The organism is Candidatus Melainabacteria bacterium, assembly GCA_016193285.1.
Taxonomy (GTDB): domain Bacteria; phylum Cyanobacteriota; class Vampirovibrionia; order 2-02-FULL-35-15; family 2-02-FULL-35-15; genus JACPSL01.
In genome coordinates this window covers 1-19,105 of sequence record JACPSL010000005.1, presented here as the reverse complement: position 1 = coordinate 19,105, position 19,105 = coordinate 1, and the positions used below count along the sequence as shown (strand labels likewise).

Sequence of the window (19,105 nt, the reverse complement as noted above, 5' to 3'; positions counted from 1 at the left end):
GCTCTTCTATCTTATGAAAGATCTGTAAAAGGTCTTTTTTGTTGATTAAAATCATATGCCTGTCTAGCTCTCTTTCAAAGCTTTTGACAGGCTTTTTTATTAAAAAGTGGCCCTTTGTGAATTATTCACATCTCGTTAGAATATGAGCTGACTATATATACTACACATCTAGTGTTTGATTAATTTCTCATATTTACATGTTGTGTATTAATGTATTCTAAAATTTCTGGCCTTTAAGAGGATAATATGTTAAAAATTATAGTCTTAAGAAAAAGAAACTGATGGATGATGCTGCGTCTAAAAGAAATTGAAATTGATAATTTTAAATCCTTTGGCAAAAAGACAGTGGTCTACTTGCTGCCTGGGTTTACAACTATTTCAGGACCAAATGGTTCTGGAAAGTCAAACATAATTGATAGTATTTTGTTTGCACTTGGACTTTCAACTTCAAGAACAATGAGAGCTGAAAGACTACCAGATCTTATAAATAATATTGCAGGGAAAAAAGAAGCCGAGGTAACAATTAGATTTACTGACGATAAAGAAACAGAAATAGAAGTATCAAGAAGAATAAAAGTAAAAGACAATGGTTACACAAGTACTTACTATATAGATGGGAAAACATGCACCCTGACTGATGTACATGACAAGCTTTTAAAATTCAATGTAAGCCCGCATGGCTATAACGTAGTTATGCAAGGCGATGTTACATCACTTATAACTATGTCTCTTGTTGAGAGAAGAAAAATTATTGATGAACTTGCAGGAGTAGCAGATTTTGATAGGAAGATAGAACTTGCACAAATAGAATTACAAAAAGTTCAAGAAGCTGTTGAAAAAGAAAATATTATAATGCTTGAACTTGATGAACGTTTAAAGCAACTAGAATCTGAAAGAAATGAAGCACTTAAGTATGCAAAACTAAAAACTGCATTAAGAGAACTTGAAAAACATTGTTTAGCAGCAAGAATCAATAAACTTGAAACAGAATATAACAGCTTAAAACAAGAAAACATAGACCTTAGACAAAAAAGAACAGATTCCATAATTAAACTTGGACAGTTAAACGATGAAATTGAAAAAGACAAATATACTATTAGTGAAATTGAAAGTGAAATTCAAAAAATTACAGAACAAAACCAGAAACAACTTAGTAGTGAACTAGAAACTGTAAAAGTTGAGATTAGTAGAACCCAGTCAGCGATGGACTTTTTGAATAAGAAGATAAGTGATCATAAAGACAGCATTGAAAATTTAGAGAGTGAAATAAAAGTCTTAGACAAAAAAGTAAGTGATTTGGAAAAGAAAAAAGAAAGGAACAAAAAAGAACAAGAAAAAATTGAAGATGAGATTTATAAGTTAAATCAAGACTACTTAAAACTTCAAGAAGGCTTAAAATCCAAAGGCCAAAGTGAAAATATTTCTACTAAGAAAATCCTTGAAGTTCAAAAGAAAATTAATAATTATAAGGCAGATAAAGAAGAACTTAGAACTTGTGAAACAAGACTAGAAGAACAAACATTTCATTTAAAAGATGATTTAATCACAACTAAACAACAAGCTGAGAAGTCTTTAGCTGAGTTAAAAGAATTAACACAAAGCAGTGGGTTTAAAAACTCAAAACTAAATCAATACGAGCAAAAGCATATTGCACTCCAAAGACACATATCAAAACTAAAAGCAGAAGAAATAGAGACAAGAGAAGAGTTAAATGAAAGAACTAAAAAGTTAGCAAAGCTTGAAAGAGAATTAGACAAATTAGAGGTTCATAAACAAGTTATAAAAGAAACAAGTGGATTAGGGCAAGCCATTGAGACAGTTTTAAGCTCAGGAATAAAAGGTATACATGGCACTCTGGCTCAGCTTGCATTTGTAGAAGAGAAGTATAGAATTGCCATTGAAGTTGCAACAGGAAATAGATTAAAAGCAATAGTAGTTGACAATGATGAAATTGCAGCACAGTGCATTGAGCTTTTAAGAAGTACAAATGCTGGCAGAGCAACATTTTTACCTTTAAATAAATTAAAGCCAGCACCTACTTTACTTGAAGCAGGCCAAAAAGGAAATATTGGTTTTGCAATTGATTTAATTAAGTTTGAAAATAAATATAGAAATGCTTTTTATTATGCACTTAGTGAAACTCTAATAATGGACAATCTTGATAATGCTAGAAACAATATTGGCAAAAACAGAATGGTTACATTAGCTGGGGATTTACTTGAAAAAAGTGGTGCAATAACAGGTGGCTCACACATAAAGTCAAGTATAAGTTTTGGACAATCAGGTGAACAAGAACAAGAAAGAATTCAAAGAGAGATAAAATCTCTACAAGAGTATATAACTCAACTTGAGAGTGACTTAGAAGAACTAAGCAAGCAAATTGAGGAGTCAAAAGAAGAATTTGATACATTAAAAACTGAAATAGCAAAAGAAGAAGCTAATAATTCCTCACTGCTTGAAGCAATTAAAAAACTTACTAAGACTTCTGAAGAAAGCAAGGAAAAAGTTACTGAAATTAGTGAGACCATTGAAAACCAAACAGCTGAATTGGAAAAGATAAGCTCAAAGGTAAAGGAAAAAGAGCAAGAAATTATAAATCTTGAAGTAGAATTACAAAAGATTGCAGCAGGAGTTAAAGATTCAAGTTTAGAAGAGCTTGTAACAAACAGCCAGGAAATCGAAGGAAAGATTAAAGAAAATGAATTAAAACTTCAAGAATTAATAACAGATTATAAAAGTTTTACAGTTGAAGCCGAGTTTAACTTAAAAGCTAAAGAACAATACCAAGAAAAAATAACTAACTCTCTTAAAGAAATTGAAAGAATAACAAGTGAATTGCCTGAACATGAAGCTAAATTAAAATCTTTGGAAGAAAAAGTTAGTAAACTAGAAAGTAAGTCTGAATCTGAAGTTAAAAGACTAAGTGAGATTACAATAAAACGAAATGAACTCTCTAATGGATTAATTAATAAAGGTGAGCACAAAGGTGAACTGCAACAATTAATAGATCAACTTGCTGAAAGAGTAACTGGGATTGAGCTAAAACTTAGAGAATCAGAACCAGACCTTAATGACTTAAAAACTAAACTTCAAGAACAAACTCAACATGAAGAATACACCCTCCCAGAAAATATTGATCTTGAAAAAATTACAAAACAAATTGAAAGCATAGAAACAAGAATGCGAGCACTTGAACCAGTAAACATGAGAGCTATAGAAGAATATGACAATGTTACAGATCGTCAAGTTGAAATAAAAGAAAAACTAAGTGCTTTAAGCACTGAAAAAGAAGCAATAACAGAAAAAATTAGTTCTTATAATGAACAAAAAAGGATTACATTCTTCCAAACCTTTGAAGGAGTAAATAATTACTTTAAAGAAATTTTCCATGAATTGTCTTATGGACATGGAGAACTTCTTTTAGAAAATCCTGAAGATCCATTTATTGGAGGGTTAATTATTAAAGCTCAGCCAAGAGATAAAAAAATGCAACGTCTTGAAGCAATGTCAGGTGGAGAAAAATCACTAACTGCACTAAGCTTTATGTTTGCACTACAAAGATATTCCCCTGCACCGTTTTATGCATTTGATGAAGTAGACATGTTTTTAGATAGTTTAAATGCTGAACGTCTTGCTCAAATGGTAAAAAAGCAATCTCAAAATGCACAGTTTGTAGTAGTCAGTTTAAGAAAACATATGCTTGATAATGCTACACAAGCAATTGGGGTAACACTAAGAACTGATGGCTTTAGTCAAATACTTGGAGTACAACATATTCAAAGGAAAAAAGAAGAGCCGGAGTTGATGACAGCATAAGGAAATTGAGAATTGAGAATTGAGAATATGGAACAAGTAGAACAAAATAAACAAATAACTGACTTTAAAAACCTAGGTGGTGGATTAGAGCTACTTGTTGGACTTGCTGAGAAAGGTGAAATTGATCCATGGGATATTGACATTATTGAAGTTACAAATAAATACTTACAAGCTCTAGATAAAACTCCAAGAGAAAATCTTCTTAATGCTGGACGTGCAATCTTCTTTGCAAGTGTGCTCTTACGGTTAAAGTCAGACATACTTTTAAATATCTCAAATGAAACACTAATGTCAAGCCAAGCAACAGAAAACTTTTTCCCAGAAGATGAACTTTTACTTCATGGTCAAGATGGATTCCATTTGGATATCTCAAGACTGGAAAGTTATTTAAGTAGGAGTTCACTTTGTAAGCAACAAAGAAAACGTAAGATTTCACTTAGTGATTTGATTTTTGCTCTCAAGCAAGCTGAAGAAGAAGAAGAGAAAAGAACTCTTCGAGCAAGGCTTAGAGCTGAGAGAGCATTTACAATTGCTCCGCTTGATGGGGGAGAAGATATTTTAGAAATTGTTCAAGATGATGATGTTGAAGATTTTGTTGAAAAGGTTGAAGCTGTTGTTCAAGAACATTTAACAGATGAAAAACCCATAACATTAAGTTTTTTAACTGAAATATTAAACAATAAAGTAAAACCATTTTTAGCTCTATTATTCCTAGCTCACTCGCAAAAAGTAGTTCTTGAGCAAAAAGAAATGTATGGTGAAGTTTTTATATATAAAGGCGGAGTAATTTTAGAGGATGTTAAAGAAGCAGAGAAGAAAAAACCTAAAAAGAAAAAAAGCATCATTGAAAAAGTTAAAGATAAAGTGATTGAGGTTATAACAAAGTGAAAGATACAAGCAATGAGCAATTAACAACCGTAGGGACAGACCCTGTAGGGGCAGACCTGGTGTCTGCCCACATTTCCAACGCCTTAAAATTAGATTTAAAATCACAAATAGAAGCTATCTTGTTTGTAACTGATACATCACTAAAAACAGGTGCAATTGCAAAGTTGTTAAATGCATCTTATGACGAGGTGCAATCAGCACTTGTACAACTTATACAAGAATATGAAGATAGAAATGGAGGACTAGAAATTAGTACAGATGATGGTTACATTATTCAAGTAAAAACTCAATATTTAAACATAGTAACCGAGATGATGCCACTTGAGTTAAATCCAGGTCCCATGAGAACTCTTTCTGCAATTGCTTTAAAAGAACCAGTCTTACAGTCAGAAATTATAGATATGAGAGGTTCAGGAGCTTATGAACATATAAATGAACTTGTTGAACAAGAGTTGGTTTTTAAAAAACCTCAAGGACTCACTTACATTTTAAGAACCACAAAAAAGTTTCAACAGTATTTCAGGCTTACTCAAGAAGCAGATAAAATTAAAGAAAAATTACAAGAAGAAGCAGCAAAAAGAGCTAAGGAAAAAGAAAATTACTCTAAATCAACTTCATTATCACAAGCCATCTGACCTGCAAGTGCAGCCCTTTGTTCGTCTATTTCTTCTTCAATTGCTGCCTGGTTTACTTTTAAAATATTTGTAAGTGGTATAAGTTTTATAATTCTGTCTCCTGAAATAAGTTCTACTTGATCAGGTTTTGATTTGATTTTTAAAAAGTCAAAACTATTTACATTTACATGCAAGCGGTGGTTAAAAACAATTGTTGAGTCATAAGAATTAGCATAAACTTCTGCAACATATCCTTCACCATTTGCAACTACTACATTATCAATTAAATCTGTGTATTCAACTTGATCTAAACCTCTTAAAACTCTAATCATGTCTCTTTTTGAATAAACAATTCCATATTCTACCAGGCAAGGAATTTGATTTTCAATATCAGCACTTTTCATTTTTTCTCCAGTCTTGGAATTTATTGTACAATGATAAACCACAAAACAATAGCAAACAACCTGCTTAAGAACAAAAATTAATCTATGATAAGTTCATTGTTATCAAAACAAAACAAAAATATTATCTTTGACTTTTGTAATGAAGGTGAGAAGAAAGAATTATATGAGCTGTTCTTAGAAATTATTAAAGAAGGCAACTCTTATCCACAAGCTATTCCTTTTAGCTTTGAAGAATTTTTAAATTATTTTTTCCCTAAGAATTCCAAAGCTCTTATCTGTAAGGATAAAGAAACAAACGAAATAATTGGCGGGTTTTACATAAAGCCTAATTTCTCTGGAAGGTGTTCACATATTGCAAATTGTGGTTACATAGTAAAGAAAGAATACAGAGGACAAAAGATTGGTTTTCACCTTGGGAAATGTTCTATTGACATAGCAAGAGAATTGGGGTATAAGGCAATAATTTTTAATTTAGTATTTAGAGAAAACATTGCTGCACTGACGCTTTGGAAAAAGCTTGGATTTAAAATCATAGGTACAATACCTAATGCTGTAAGAAAAGATGATGGCAGCTTTCAAGATGCTTGCATTATGTTCTTAAGTTTAAATAGTAGTTAACCTATCACATTTGTCCTACAACTTATCACCTAATCTCTAAAACGTACTATCAAAGCCTTATCTAAGATAGATAAAAAATATCTATAAACAACTAAGCTTTCATAGGGCGGGCCCCGTATATTTAACCTGAGTTTATGGGTATTTATTTGGTGTCTAGGTACTTAAAATGACTGAAGAAGAAGAAATACCAGATATACAAGGGCAAGAAAGACTAGAAAGCGAGCTTGTTGGAGATGGCTCTGGAAAAGAGTTTCTTAATGATGTCTTAAATCAAGTTAATACTAAAGATCCAAATATAAACCAAAAAGCTTACACTGCATTTGCAGCTTATTTAAAAGAAATTTCTAAAACGCCTCTTTTAAAACTAGAAGAAGAATTTAATTTAGCAAAAGCCTACTCTAAAGGTAAAAATGAGAGGGGAAAAGAAAAAAGAGTAAGTGATGCTGCTAAAGAAAAATTAATCAGAGCTAACTTAAGGCTCGTTGTAAGCATAGCCAGGAAGTACACTACAAAGGGCTTAGATCTTTTAGATCTGATTCAAGAAGGTAATCTTGGTTTAATTAGAGCTGCTGAAAAATTTGATTACAGCTTAGGATACAAATTTTCAACATATGCAACGTGGTGGATTAGGCAATCAATTACAAGAGCAATTACTGAAAAAAGCAGAATGATAAGACTTCCTAGCTCAGTACAAAGCATACTTGCTAAGTTAAAAAAAGTAAAAGAAACATTGCCTGCCACACTAGACAGAGAACCAAGTCTTGAAGAATTATCATCTGTTACTGGAATTCCAAGAAAAAGAATTGAAAGCGTATTGAAATCTGAAGCTCAGCCAGTATCATTAGATATTAGAGTTGGTAACGAACAAGAGTCAACACTTGCTGATTTAATTGAAAAAGAAGATTCTACTCGGTTACCTGAAGAGATATCTGATCAAAAACTACTATCAGGTGTAGTTGACAAAGCAATTGAAGAACTTTTAACCAGCAGAGAAAAAGAGGTTATAAAGCTAAGATACAGGATAAACGAAGAGAGGATTACAAATAAAGAAAGAAGCTTAGATGAAATAGCAAACATTTTAGGTATTAGTGTTGAAAGGGTTAGACAAATAGAAGCAAGGGGCATTTATAAGCTACGAAACAACATCGATGTCCGAAAAGATTTATTAAAACTCATTAAAGAAAATTAAAGGATTGGACCCAAGGAGAATCGAACTCCTACTCTCTTCGTTGCGAACGAAGTGCTTTACCATTAAGCGACGGGCCCATTCCAGAGAATCAAAGGATCAATAGTAGATATCTTTGTTCTAATTACTTGGCCAGATGAGCATTCTTACTTTATACTATTAATGGAGAACAAAAAGTTAAGTAAATACATGGTGGATTACTGCAAGGTTTGTGGAGTTATATTAAAGGCAAATAACATAGTCGACTATAGACCAGGTTCTTGTCGTGACTGTGAGCTTGAGAGGAAAAAATTATACAGTGGTTTAACAATAGATTTTGGAGCTGGCAAAAATTCTAAAAAATCTAAAGTTAAAACTAAAAAAACAAAGTCTTTGTTTGTTAAAGTACGAAAAGTAAAACTACGCAAGCGAGGCAAGAAATCTGTAAAGAAACTAAAATTTTTAAAATCAAAACTTAAAAAACAGAAGATAAAAAATAAGAGGACTAAAACTAAAAAACTACAACAATTAAAAAAACTAATTAAACTCAGAGCAGAACGAGAAAAGAAAAGAAAAAAACTTAGAGCAAAAATAGAAAAGCTGAGAAAGTTAAGAATAAAGAAAGCTTTGAAGTTAAAGTTCTTAAAAAGAAAACAAAAAGAAAGAGAAAGAAAAGCCAGAGAAAAGCTAAAGCAAAGGCTAAGAAAAGTTAAGCTCATTGAAAGGAAACTTCTTAAGAAAGAACGAGAAAGACTTAAGAAAGAAAAAGAAAGACTACGTCAGTTAGTACGTCAAGAAAAAGAAAGAATTAGATCTGAAAAACGTGCTGAAAAAGAAAGAATCAGATCTGAAAAGCAAAGAGTAAGGCTTGAAAAGCAACAAGAAAAGGAAAGATTAAAAAATGCAAAAGAAGCTGCTAAGTTAGCACTTATACAAGCAAGGGAAGCTGCAAGACAAGCAGCCCAGGAAGCAAGAAGGCTAAGGGAAGAAGCCAGGAAGCAACCTATTGTAAGTGTTGTAACAAAAGTAAAAGAATTACAGCCTCCACCAGATGCAAGAATAATTGGAGCAATGCCAAAAGAGCAATTAGTCCGTACTCCTCAACCAACAAAAGTAATAGATCCTAGAAAACCTGCAAGCATTGCTGGTACTAGTGCTTCAATAGTTGAATCTGCAACTGTAATTCCAGCAAGTGCAAATATCAAAGAAGAAAAACAAATATTAAAACATACATCAACTGTCCAGCACAACAAAACAATTCAAACTGAAATGGAAAAATTAGAAAAAAATCCTGATCCTATAATAAACAGATACAATCCTTATACTGAAAAAGATGTTGAAGAAGATGCACCTAAACCAATACCACCAACACCATGGTTGACATCAAACTTTTCAGTAGTAAAAGGTGATTTTAAAGAAGCCAATCAAGAAGAAGGCAGTGGAACATCAAGTGGACTTTCAGATGAACAAGTTAAAGATATAATAGAAAAAATTAAAGGTGAACACAAACGTAAATCATCCTAGTATCAAGATAATCGTTCAAGATAAAAAATCAATTCAATAATGTATAAGGAACCTTAGTGTAATTGGGTTGTCTATCAAATTGTTTGCATAAAGATAATTTATGAAAAAGATAATAAAATATTCTTTTATTTTTGGAATTATATTTGTACTTAGCTTTTATTGTAGTCAACTAACCACCAGATCGCAAGAACTAAAAAATAAAATTGAACCAACAGTAGAAACTGAGCTTGCAAAAGATATATTAAATCCAAAACAAAGAACAAAATCACGAACCACTTCAAAAAAGCCAAGTGAAGATGAGCTAATTACATTCTCTGCAAGAAATGTTTCTGTAAAGGATGCATTTGCAACACTGGCAAGAATTAGTGGGAAGAGTATTTCAGTAGGTAGTGATATTAGGGATGATGAGACAATTGCTGTTATTGAGATTCAAGAACAAGCCTTTGAAGAAGCCTTCTTTAGTCTTATTGATGCTGCAATGGTAAATTACTCAACGACTGGAAACAGCTATACCATCATGAAAACTGGCTCAGCTAATCCAATTATGATTTTTGGATTAGGTGCTACAGCAGTTGATAAAGATCTTCCAATCTTAGAACGAAGAGCAGATATTTCATATGACAATCAGGATCTGGCAACACTTTTAAAAGATCTAGCAAATAAATATGGAATTGATATTGTTTTATCTGCTACACCTACAGAGCGTGTAAGTCTTCGTGTAAGAGATGTAAATATTGAAGAAGCTTTAAGGCTTGTTTTAAGTGGTACTTCTTTTGACTACACTGCTGTTGGAGACAGAGGTGAAACATATTTAATTTACAACAGGTTGAATAAAAACTTTACAGTAGGACAAGAAAGTAAAATGTTTCCTCTTATGAATCTTGAAGCAATGGATGTTCAAGCACTCCTTCCTGTTGAAGTAAGAACAAACGTAAGAATAAGCAATGATCAAAACTCAATTATTGCAGATGGATCACCAAATGATTTAAAAAGGATTGAAGAATTTCTTTTAAGAATAGATAAACCATTACCTCAAGTAGAATTAGAGCTTAAATTAATTGAAGTACAAAGAAGAGCTTCAGAAGATTTAAAGATATTTAAAGATACTGGCATAGCACTTGGAAACTTTAGTCACTTCCTTACCAATTCAATGGGTACTCAACAAAGGGTTCCGTCAGTAACTGTCTTTGATTTCTCTTTGGATAATTGGAGAGTATTTAACAGGCAAATCAGTTATCTTGAAAGAGCAGGGCTTGCTCAAGTTAGAGCTTATCCAAAACTTGTTTCGTTATCAGGAAGAACAGCAATGATAAATATTGATCAAGATACAAACTTAGTCTTAGGTGCAGCAACTGGACAAGGACAACAAATTGGTGTTGTTGCTACACAACAATTACAAAGAATTACTGCAGGAACTGCACTAAGCATAACACCAATTGTTGGTGCAGGAGGTTTAATTACAGCTAAAATACAAATTGAAGTATCAGATAACTCTGGAACTACTACTCAAAATGGTGTTACTGTACCTGCTACTACTACACGAAGAAGAATTAATGCAGATGTCCAAGTACGTGATGGAGAGACTGTTGCAATTGGTGGCTTAATTATAGACAACAATTCTGTTGACAGGTTAGGATTACCATTTTTAACCAAGTTGCCATATATTGGAGATTATATAAATAACAGGAACAGACAAAAAAGTCAAAGTGAACTTATTGTCTTAATTACTCCAACAATAAGAAATATACCCGAAGAAAATGTTACAGCAAAAGATAATGAACAAGAAAGTACATCACTGCCAAGTGGATAAAAACATGCTAGGGAAAAATAATTTTTTTACTTTCTTAATTGGAATTTGCTTTCTTAGCTTAGTGTTTATACTTACATCATTCTCACAGGAAGTACAACCACTACCTCAAGAAGAAGCTCCTCTTAGACCATCGCAACCAATGCTTCCTCCACAGATAATTAGATCTCAGGAAGATAGAACAAAATCACTTGAGGAAAGACAAAGGAAAGAAAGAACAGAACTTAGAGAAAGGCAAATCAAGGAGAGGAAAGAAGCTAGAGAGAGAGAGTTGCAGGAAAGAAAAGCAGCTAGAGAAAAAAGGTTTCAAGAAAGAAAAGCAGCCAGAGAAAAAAGGTTACAGGAAAAAAAAGAAGCTAGGGAAAAACTTAAACAAGATAAAGCTAAAGAGAAAGAACTAAGTAAGAAACTATTAAAAATTGAAAAAGAAAACTATGTATATGCTAGAAAGACAACAGGAGAGCGCAACGCACAAATAATCAAAACTAAAAGGTTAAAAAGATTTGTGGAAGTAACAACAGGTAAAAATGATCCTGTTTACATTAGTGAAGCAAAAGTTTTAAATGCTAAAAGCCAATTCCTTAAAATTAGAAATGTTGAATTTAAATATGAGCTAAAAATTCAGAACCAAACTCCTAAAATAATAAACTCAATTCTAATAGTCTGGGAAAGAAAAATACCTTTTACTGAATCATTAACAATAGCAAAAGAGGTCAAGGTTTCAAAACCAATGATTCCTTATGAAACAAGAACTGTTGAATACAACGAACTTGATTCTAAGAGAGAAGGAGAGTTATACACAGTAAGAATTGCAAGAGTAATATTTGAAGATGGGACTCAATGGACTAATCAGCTTGCAAAGAAGTAAACACAAAACAACGTTTTGTGCTATAAGAAATTTATGGGCAGAAGTCAATATGGCTTAACTTTACCATTTGCATTAATCTTAACTTTTATATTTTCAGCACTTGTAAGTGTGTCATATTTATTTGTCTCAGTAAATCTTAATCAAATGCAATCAAGCTTACAAAGCATTCAAGCCATTGCAATATCTGAAGGGATTAATGAAAGAATAAAAGCAAGACTAAATACAAAGTCAAAGATCCAACCTTCACCAAGTCAGGAAGAAAAACTTAAGAGTGCTAAGGAAGAAGAAGGATTAGATGAAGAGGAGCTAGATGAAGAAGAGGAAGAAGCACTTGCAGAAGATGAGTTTAATGAAGAGACTGAAGAATTTGATGAATACTATGCAGATGAAATATTAAAAATCTCAAGATTTATTACATTTAGAGAACCACCAGAAGAAGAAATTAGTGAACAAAGTACAGAAGTACAAACACCCGAAACTCAGCCTCTTGGCTTAAGGCCTGAAGCAAATGTTGAAATGATTGGGAGTATAGAAATTCCAAGAGGAACAGTTTTAAATAAAGGTACAAAAATTTTAGTATTTAAAGATGAAAAAATTGATTTGATGTTAAGTGAAATTGTACCTGATGAAAAGCAATTAACAAAGGCAAAACTACCAATTCCAATAATTAAGTCCTTATCACCTAATTACAGTGAAGCAAATAACAAAGGTGCCTTTGTTGTAAATGGACAAAACATTCCATACAATGCAGAGGCTAGATTTACTAACAAAGATATTTATGTTGAAGATATTAAATCAGGTCCAACTATATATTATTTTGTAGGGATGGATGTAATGCCTGGTCTTACTCGTTTTTATTTAAACAGTACTCAGGCAGAGTTTTATATTACACCAACTTACGATAGTAGTACCAGACCAACAGTTACTGAGGTTAAGTTAAGCGATGGTAATCAGCTTGTAGAAACTAAAGCTGGTACAAGACACTTAATTATTATGATTTATGGAAGTGATCTCTATTTAAAAAAGAACGAGCCTGTTGCTATACCAGATGCAGTAGGAATAATTCCAAAAGTAAAAGATCAAAATGATAAAGAAATTACTGTTAGTTTAGATATTGATAAAAAAGCAGAAGTGGGTGTACATTCAATTGCAATTGCAACTGAAGGAGGGTTGTCAAATGCTTGGTTATTTAATGTTCTTCCTCCTAGTGAAAAACAAGAAGAATATTCACTAAACACTGCAATCTTTTCATCAGCACTGACACTTTTAAATATTAGAGTTGTAGAAAATCTTTTACCTTTAATTGATGAAAAAGAGGGAACACAACAAGCTGTACAAGAACAAAAAGATAAAGATGACTTAGGGGATGACACAGATATGGAAGGTAAAGAAGAGGAAATTTCTGAAAGCAAAAAACTAAGCCCTTTTGCAAATGTCGATTTAGAAACCACATGGCTTCTAGAAACTTCTACAATGATAGGAAAAATTACAAAAACAGTAAGCGAAGTTATTCATAGAGAAATACCAAATGTCCAAGGAGCAGTTATTACAAACGGTGGAGTTTCATTTGATGGTGGTGGATTTCAAATTGCTGGTTTGACTACAGCTATGACAAAACTTACTGAGCCTACTTACTTATCCAATACCTTGCTTACTGTTGAAGGACCACCAGAAGAACCAGAGGTGCCTATTGAAGTCCAGCCTTCTCAAGCAAGAGGAGCTGAGGCACAAAATATTTTAAAATCTCCCATTGAGCTTGGATTTAACGTAGGTTCACTAGTTGCTGTATACAAAGAAGGAGACAGAGTTACTGATCTTGACTATGCCTTAGTTAATAAACTTGACAGAAACACAATAGAACTTTTTTCACCTGGTTTAATGGACTTTCATTACGAAGGAGATATAGCTGTTCAATTTAATCCGCCAGTCATTTCAAAAGAAAAAGTTTCAGAAAGTGAAGATGAAAAACACACATCACCACAAGGATTTGTTTTAAGTGTTCCAAATGCCGGGAGATTTTCTAATATTTTCAAATCAAATCTAGATCAATTTGCTGAGCTTGCTGATTTTTATACTGATGATACAAACATACCAAAAGATGAAGATGATTTACCTATATCATTCATGGGACTAACTTACATTGAGGGGACTCCAGTCTATGATGCTGGTAATGTACTTGCAGGCAAAGGAATTTTAATTATTGATACAAGAGGAGACAATCAAGGAAGACCAGTTGGGGATGTGGAATTTAACAGTGATAGTAAAAATCCAATTGACTTTAATGGAATTGTTTATATTCATGGAAATGCAATGATTGCAGGAAGCATAAATATAAATGGTGCTCTTGTTGTAGACAATGAACCAAATCGTCAAATCCAAATTACAAGCAATGCTGTAGGAAAAATAAACTATGATCCAAGATCAATAAAACAAACTTTGTTAAGTGTGCCTTTTACTACTAAGCCTGGAACTGTAATGATTTCAAGTACTCCAATTAATCTTGCAGGAGTTGTACAAACAGCTGCAGAACCAACTACGGTTTCAGGAGAAGCTGTTACAACTTCTCAAGAGACTGCACCTACTGAGGTTTCTCAAATTACAAAACTTCCAGAACTCCCACCTGACAAGGCACTTATTGAGATAGATAAAAGTACTCAGATTAAAACAATTCAAGTCCCCTCAAGTGTAGGAGGAAAAACTGCAGAGGAAGAACTGATAGATTTATTTTAAAGTTTTATTTTTTCCCGAAAGCGTTTTTCATTTTTTGATCTAAGCTTTTTTTTAAATCGTTCCTATCATTCCGCCTGCTACTGTAAGAACCTGGCCAGTAACATAAGCTGATAAATCAGAAGCAAAAAACAAAATTACTTTTGCAACATCTTCTACTTTTCCTAACTCTCTTGCAAGTCCTGTTTGTTGGTGTAACATACTAATTAATAGTTTTTGTTCTTCAGGAATTCCAAAATCTTCTCCTTCTTTTTTTGCTTGAGTAAGTCTTGTTTCAATAAAACCTGGTGCAACTGCATTACACGTAATATTAAACCTTGCCCACTCTTTTGCTATTGTTTTTGTTAGACCAATTATTCCTGCCTTGCTTGCTGCATAATTGGCCTGTCCTGCATTTCCACCAGTTCCAGAAGTAGATGAAACATTGATTATTGATCTTGTTTTTGCTTGGCCTGATTTTTGTTGTTCTTCTTTTGCAGGCTTACGCATATAAGGTTCTGCCGCTTGAATACAATTAAATGTGCCTGTTAAATTTACATTTATAATAAAGTTCCAATCTTCTAAAGTCATTTTTTGAACAACTCTGTCACGAGTAATTCCTGCAATGTTAGCAAGAATATCAATGGAAGATAGAGACACATTTTTCATTATTCGTTCGCAATCTTCTTTTTTGGTTACATCTCCTTGTATACCCGATACAATGCCACCTGTTGATTTAATCATTGAAATTGTTTCCTCAAGAGGTTTTTTATCAATGTCAGTAACAAAAACATTTGCTCCTTCTTTTGCAAATAAAATTGCTGTTGCTTGTCCAATACCACGACCTGCACCTGTTATTACTGCAACTTTATCTTTTAATAAATTCGACATAATTTTTTATTATACAATGCCTTAACACACAAGATCTAAATTTATTTTAAAATATGATCTGTCAACCAGAAAATAAAAAACATGCCCGCTAAAAAATCAAAAGAAGAAATAGAAAAAGAAATTAATAACAACATTGCTAAAAGAATCATTGAACCAATTGTGCCAACAGTTGAATTAATTGAGCACAGTCCAAATTTAAAATATTTAATCTGGCGAGCAGCTAGAATTTGTTATTCAATTAAAAGTATGCCAGAGTTGGAACAAGAATGGAAAGAAACACCAGATGAAAAAAGAACTGGACTTATCCTAGGTTTGATTGAGCGTGGACACAGAACTACATACAGCCATGTAAACTTTAGTTATGTAATAGTTTGTTCACGTGTTGTTAGTCATCAACTTGTAAGGCATCAAGTTGGAGTGACTATTGATCAAGAATCTCAAAGGTATGTTCCTTATGAAAGTGGTTTTAGATATATAACACCTGAAGGTGTAGATAATAATGCTTTTAAAAAATTAATGGAAAATGCTCACAATCAGTATATGTCTTTGTATAAGGAGTATAGATTAAGAGGATTGGGTAAAAGAGAATCAGCAGAGTTAGCTAGATATGTACTTCCTTCTGCAATATCGACTAGAATGATTTGTACTTGTTCACTTGCTGCACTGATACATTTAAATCATGTGCGTGTGCATGGTGATACTGGCAGGCCACAAGGTGAAACTCAAATGGTATGTCGTGAAATGGTTAGACTTGCAATTGAATCTGAGCCTTGGCTTAAAGTAGCTTTTGAAAAAAAGAAAAAAGGGGTTATAAAAATAAAAAAATGACAACTTCTTCCTCAGTAATGAATAAAATAGCTCAGGTTTCTTTATTTCAAGATTTAGGACCTGCTGAACTTGAAGAGATTGCACTCATGTGTACTAGAAAAAAATATCCATCAGGTTCTTCTATCATTATGACTGAAGATGAAGAGCATTCATTTTATGTAATTAGTCAAGGAAAAGTTATAGTAAAAGCAGTTGATTCTTCAATGCGTGAAAAAGTTTTAGCATATCTAGAACCAGGAGATTTTTTTGGAGAAATATCTGCTATTGATTCTGAACCAAGATCAGCAGATGTAGTAAGCGGAAATGAAGAAGTAGAAGTTTTAATGTTTTCTCAAAAAGATTTTTTAGAGATCCTGCAAAATTATCCTCAGGTTCACTTATCCTTAAGTAGGGAATTTTGTAGAAGACTCAGACTTATAAATCACAGATTAAGCAGTGTTTCTCTACCAGCAAGTGCAAGGGTTGCAAGAGCACTTATATTAATTGCAAATGAACATGGAAAAATGACAAAGGAAGGTTTGCTCTTACCAAAACTTAGCCAAACTGACATTGCAAAAATGTCTGACTCAGCACGTGAAACTGTAAATAGAGCTTTTAGTGAGTTGCGAGATGAAAGTTTAATCATACCAACTGAATCAAAACAAGTTTTAATTCCTAGTAAAGAAAAACTAGAGGAATGGATTAAAAAACAAACTGGTGCTGTTACTCCATCCTTTTAATTTTTTTAGTTCCTTTAATTGGTTTTGATTTAATTACCCAAATGCCATTTGCTTTTGCAATTAGTACTCTGTTTTCAGTTTCAATTACTCCTTCTACAAATGCTAAGGTATTACCTCTTTTAGTTACTTTAGCTTTTGCATAAAGTTCTCCAGGGAAAGCTGGATTTACATAATCAATATTTAAATTTGCAGTAACACAAAATTCTTTTTTGTCCATTACAGTATTTATTGCACCAGCAAGAACAACATCAAATAAAGTAGCTAGCATTCCACCATGTGCAATTCCTCCATTATTTAGGTGCTCTGGTTTTAAAGCTAATTTAACTTTGTAATAACCTTTTTTTCTACTAACTAGCTTTAATCCCAAATATTTATCAAAAGTTCTAACAGGCATAAGTTAATTCTACAAGAAGGTTGCAAGGTTACAAGGTTACAAGGGAGAAATGACTTTAGCAATGTTTAATTTTAGTAAGATTTCGGGTATTATATGTAGGAGTATTAAAGGAGATAAAAAATGGCAAAACAATTATTTACATCAGAGTCTGTTACTGAAGGACATCCAGACAAACTTTGTGATCAAATTTCAGATGCAGTACTTGATGCAGCTTTAACGGGAGATCCTAAAAGCAGGGTTGCATGCGAGACTTTTGCTACTACAGGACTTGTAGTTATTGGTGGTGAAATTACCTCTAAAACAAGACTTGATTATGAGTCAATTGCAAGAAAAACAATTGAAGAAATTGGTTATGCTGGACCAGATGCTGGTGGCTTTGATGCGCATACATGTGGGGTTATGGTTTGTGTAAAAGGCCAGTCACCTGATATTGCACAAGGAGTATCTACTGCAAAAGAGCACAGAGATGAGGATTCAAGTGACCAAATTGATAAACTTGGTGCAGGAGATCAAGGTTTAATGTTTGGTTTTGCTTGTGATGAAACACCAGAGTTAATGCCTCTTCCAATTAGTCTTGCTCAAAGGCTTGCATTAAAACTTTCTCAAATTAGAAAGCAAGGTGTTTTACCTTATTTAAGACCTGATGGAAAGACACAAGTAACAATTGAATATGATGAAAAAGGAGTCCCCAAAAGAATAGATACTCTTGTAATTTCAACTCAACATGCTGCAAAAATAAATGGAAAGACAGATAATTTTGATCTTCAAAAATATATCGAAGCTGATATGAAAGAGTTTGTAATTAGACCTGTTGTTGAACAACTTGGACACTTAATTGATAGTGAAACAAAATATCTTATAAATCCTTCAGGACGTTTTGTAATAGGTGGCCCACAAGGTGATGCAGGACTTACTGGAAGAAAAATAATTGTTGACACTTACGGTGGTTATGCACGTCATGGAGGTGGAGCATTCTCAGGGAAAGATCCTACAAAAGTAGACAGATCCGCATCTTATGCTGCAAGATACATTGCAAAAAATGTTGTAAGTGCAGGACTTGCGAAGCAATGTGAAGTGCAGGTTTCTTATGCAATTGGTGTTGCAAAACCAATTTCAATAAGTGTTTCAACTTTTGGTACAGGGAAAATAAAAGATAGTGAACTAGGAAGTATCATTAATCAGATATTTGACCTAAGGCCACTTGCAATAATTAAGAAATTTAACTTACAAAATCTGCCAAAACTAAATGATGGAGTCTTTTATAGAAGCATTGCTAGTTATGGACACTTTGGGAGATCAGATTTAAAACTTCCTTGGGAAGAACTGGACAAAGTTAAAGAACTTCAAAAAGCAGCTAATGGAGCCTGGGCTGTGGCTTAAGATTAACATAACAAAATGTTGTTGTTTAATTTTTAGGAATTGCAGATATTACCTCACTTATTGGTTTTTCTAACTTTTGCTGAAACCAACTTTTAATTTTAGATATTTGTCCTTTCCAGTGAGTGCAATATTTTAAGTTAGTACTTCCACTGTCAGATTGATGTGCTAATCTCGTTGGAGGGAAATATTGTGTTAACCACCCTTCAGCAGTTTCAGATTTACGTCTTTCATTAAACAGGCGGTTAAAAGATACATATAGTTTTTGTAGATATGGAGCTGAAGTAGATTTTACAGTAAGGTCGTTTGAATTCTTATAAGTTTCTATAATACGTTGAATATTTTTTTCGAAACCGCCAACGGCGATCTCGGGGGCTTGCCCCCGAGGAGGATAGTTGACATGCCGAAGGCATGTTAAGCTATCCTCTTTGTGGAGACGCTGAAGAATACTCATCATGTTTTCAGGTTAATGTATCACTTTGTGTG

16 protein-coding genes and 1 tRNA gene are annotated in these 19,105 nt (G+C 33.0%); 12 read left to right on the top strand and 5 right to left on the bottom strand.

Going from position 1 to position 19,105, the window contains the following annotated elements:
* Positions 1-285 precede the first annotated feature (285 nt).
* Genes smc through scpB form a run of 3 tightly spaced genes read left to right on the top strand, consistent with a single transcriptional unit; the run spans position 286 to position 5,339 of the window.
* The gene (gene smc, locus HYY52_00885) at positions 286-3,816 is read left to right on the top strand and encodes a chromosome segregation protein SMC (GenBank protein MBI2995253.1); all 3,531 of its coding nucleotides are present in this window, start codon (positions 286-288) and stop codon (positions 3,814-3,816) included.
* Between the two features lie 27 nt (positions 3,817-3,843).
* Positions 3,844-4,704, top strand: a complete 861-nt coding sequence (locus HYY52_00880; protein ID MBI2995252.1) for a segregation/condensation protein A — start codon at positions 3,844-3,846, stop codon at positions 4,702-4,704.
* Positions 4,701-5,339 (top strand): SMC-Scp complex subunit ScpB, encoded by a 639-nt coding sequence (gene scpB, locus HYY52_00875; protein ID MBI2995251.1) that lies wholly within the window; start codon positions 4,701-4,703, stop codon positions 5,337-5,339. Before HYY52_00880 ends, scpB begins: the two co-directional genes overlap by 4 nt.
* Here the strand turns inward: scpB and HYY52_00870 are convergent.
* Positions 5,303-5,722 (bottom strand): hypothetical protein, encoded by a 420-nt coding sequence (locus HYY52_00870; protein ID MBI2995250.1) that lies wholly within the window; start codon positions 5,720-5,722, stop codon positions 5,303-5,305. The two genes, scpB and HYY52_00870, sit on opposite strands and share 37 nt — an antisense overlap.
* Before the next feature lie 84 nt (positions 5,723-5,806).
* Between HYY52_00870 and HYY52_00865 the strand changes: the two genes are divergently transcribed.
* Positions 5,807-6,340, top strand: a complete 534-nt coding sequence (locus tag HYY52_00865; protein MBI2995249.1) for a GNAT family N-acetyltransferase — start codon at positions 5,807-5,809, stop codon at positions 6,338-6,340.
* Positions 6,341-6,506: 166 nt separating this feature from the next.
* Positions 6,507-7,529 carry a sigma-70 family RNA polymerase sigma factor gene (locus HYY52_00860; protein ID MBI2995248.1) on the top strand — a complete coding sequence of 341 codons (1,023 nt, stop codon included), beginning with the start codon at positions 6,507-6,509 and terminating at the stop codon, positions 7,527-7,529.
* Between the two features lie 5 nt (positions 7,530-7,534).
* Here the strand turns inward: HYY52_00860 and HYY52_00855 are convergent.
* A tRNA-Ala gene (locus tag HYY52_00855) sits at positions 7,535-7,606 on the bottom strand.
* Between the two features lie 109 nt (positions 7,607-7,715).
* Between HYY52_00855 and HYY52_00850 the strand changes: the two genes are divergently transcribed.
* The 4 genes from HYY52_00850 to HYY52_00835 all read left to right on the top strand — a co-directional run bounded on the left by HYY52_00850 (position 7,716) and on the right by HYY52_00835 (position 14,434).
* Positions 7,716-9,029, top strand: a complete 1,314-nt coding sequence (locus tag HYY52_00850) for a hypothetical protein (protein MBI2995247.1) — start codon at positions 7,716-7,718, stop codon at positions 9,027-9,029.
* A 100-nt stretch (positions 9,030-9,129) separates the two neighbouring features.
* A complete protein-coding gene (locus HYY52_00845) occupies positions 9,130-10,839 on the top strand; it encodes a hypothetical protein (protein MBI2995246.1) in 1,710 nt (569 codons plus the stop codon).
* Positions 10,805-11,704, top strand: coding sequence for a hypothetical protein (locus tag HYY52_00840; protein ID MBI2995245.1), 900 nt, complete (start codon positions 10,805-10,807; stop codon positions 11,702-11,704). The genes HYY52_00845 and HYY52_00840 overlap by 35 nt, the downstream gene beginning before the upstream one ends.
* A 33-nt stretch (positions 11,705-11,737) precedes the next feature.
* Positions 11,738-14,434, top strand: coding sequence for a hypothetical protein (locus HYY52_00835; protein ID MBI2995244.1), 2,697 nt, complete (start codon positions 11,738-11,740; stop codon positions 14,432-14,434).
* Positions 14,435-14,485: 51 nt separating this feature from the next.
* On the opposite strand, the gene HYY52_00830 is transcribed toward HYY52_00835, so the two are convergent.
* Positions 14,486-15,301, bottom strand: coding sequence for an SDR family oxidoreductase (locus HYY52_00830; protein ID MBI2995243.1), 816 nt, complete (start codon positions 15,299-15,301; stop codon positions 14,486-14,488).
* Between the two features lie 81 nt (positions 15,302-15,382).
* On the opposite strand from HYY52_00830, the gene thyX reads away from it, so the two are divergent.
* Both thyX and HYY52_00820 read left to right on the top strand, forming a co-directional pair.
* Positions 15,383-16,129 (top strand): FAD-dependent thymidylate synthase, encoded by a 747-nt coding sequence (thyX, locus tag HYY52_00825; GenBank protein MBI2995242.1) that lies wholly within the window; start codon positions 15,383-15,385, stop codon positions 16,127-16,129.
* Complete coding sequence (locus HYY52_00820) at positions 16,126-16,848, top strand: Crp/Fnr family transcriptional regulator (protein MBI2995241.1); 723 nt, start codon at positions 16,126-16,128, stop codon at positions 16,846-16,848. Before thyX ends, HYY52_00820 begins: the two co-directional genes overlap by 4 nt.
* Here the strand turns inward: HYY52_00820 and HYY52_00815 are convergent.
* A complete protein-coding gene (locus HYY52_00815; GenBank protein ID MBI2995240.1) occupies positions 16,832-17,242 on the bottom strand; it encodes a PaaI family thioesterase in 411 nt (136 codons plus the stop codon). The two genes, HYY52_00820 and HYY52_00815, sit on opposite strands and share 17 nt — an antisense overlap.
* A 120-nt stretch (positions 17,243-17,362) precedes the next feature.
* Between HYY52_00815 and HYY52_00810 the strand changes: the two genes are divergently transcribed.
* Entirely contained in the window at positions 17,363-18,622 is a 1,260-nt protein-coding gene (locus tag HYY52_00810) for a methionine adenosyltransferase (GenBank protein MBI2995239.1), read from the top strand.
* A 25-nt stretch (positions 18,623-18,647) separates the two neighbouring features.
* Here the strand turns inward: HYY52_00810 and HYY52_00805 are convergent, their stop codons facing one another.
* Positions 18,648-19,073 carry a hypothetical protein gene (locus tag HYY52_00805; protein ID MBI2995238.1) on the bottom strand — a complete coding sequence of 142 codons (426 nt, stop codon included), beginning with the start codon at positions 19,071-19,073 and terminating at the stop codon, positions 18,648-18,650.
* Positions 19,074-19,105 lie beyond the last annotated feature (32 nt).

What these genes read in the sequence shown, in the direction of transcription:
- thyX (MBI2995242.1), top strand. Translation starts at nt 15,383, where the DNA reads ATGCCCGCTAAAAAATCAAAAGAAGAAATAGAAAAAGAAATTAATAAC.
- smc (MBI2995253.1), top strand. Translation starts at nt 286, where the DNA reads ATGATGCTGCGTCTAAAAGAAATTGAAATTGATAATTTTAAATCCTTT.
- HYY52_00830 (MBI2995243.1), bottom strand. Translation starts at nt 15,301, where the DNA reads ATGTCGAATTTATTAAAAGATAAAGTTGCAGTAATAACAGGTGCAGGT.
- HYY52_00835 (MBI2995244.1), top strand. Translation starts at nt 11,738, where the DNA reads ATGGGCAGAAGTCAATATGGCTTAACTTTACCATTTGCATTAATCTTA.
- HYY52_00840 (MBI2995245.1), top strand. Translation starts at nt 10,805, where the DNA reads ATGAACAAGAAAGTACATCACTGCCAAGTGGATAAAAACATGCTAGGG.
- HYY52_00870 (MBI2995250.1), bottom strand. Translation starts at nt 5,722, where the DNA reads ATGAAAAGTGCTGATATTGAAAATCAAATTCCTTGCCTGGTAGAATAT.
- HYY52_00805 (MBI2995238.1), bottom strand. Translation starts at nt 19,073, where the DNA reads ATGAGTATTCTTCAGCGTCTCCACAAAGAGGATAGCTTAACATGCCTT.
- HYY52_00810 (MBI2995239.1), top strand. Translation starts at nt 17,363, where the DNA reads ATGGCAAAACAATTATTTACATCAGAGTCTGTTACTGAAGGACATCCA.
- HYY52_00860 (MBI2995248.1), top strand. Translation starts at nt 6,507, where the DNA reads ATGACTGAAGAAGAAGAAATACCAGATATACAAGGGCAAGAAAGACTA.
- HYY52_00880 (MBI2995252.1), top strand. Translation starts at nt 3,844, where the DNA reads ATGGAACAAGTAGAACAAAATAAACAAATAACTGACTTTAAAAACCTA.
- HYY52_00845 (MBI2995246.1), top strand. Translation starts at nt 9,130, where the DNA reads ATGAAAAAGATAATAAAATATTCTTTTATTTTTGGAATTATATTTGTA.
- HYY52_00820 (MBI2995241.1), top strand. Translation starts at nt 16,126, where the DNA reads ATGACAACTTCTTCCTCAGTAATGAATAAAATAGCTCAGGTTTCTTTA.
- HYY52_00815 (MBI2995240.1), bottom strand. Translation starts at nt 17,242, where the DNA reads ATGCCTGTTAGAACTTTTGATAAATATTTGGGATTAAAGCTAGTTAGT.
- HYY52_00850 (MBI2995247.1), top strand. Translation starts at nt 7,716, where the DNA reads ATGGTGGATTACTGCAAGGTTTGTGGAGTTATATTAAAGGCAAATAAC.
- HYY52_00865 (MBI2995249.1), top strand. Translation starts at nt 5,807, where the DNA reads ATGATAAGTTCATTGTTATCAAAACAAAACAAAAATATTATCTTTGAC.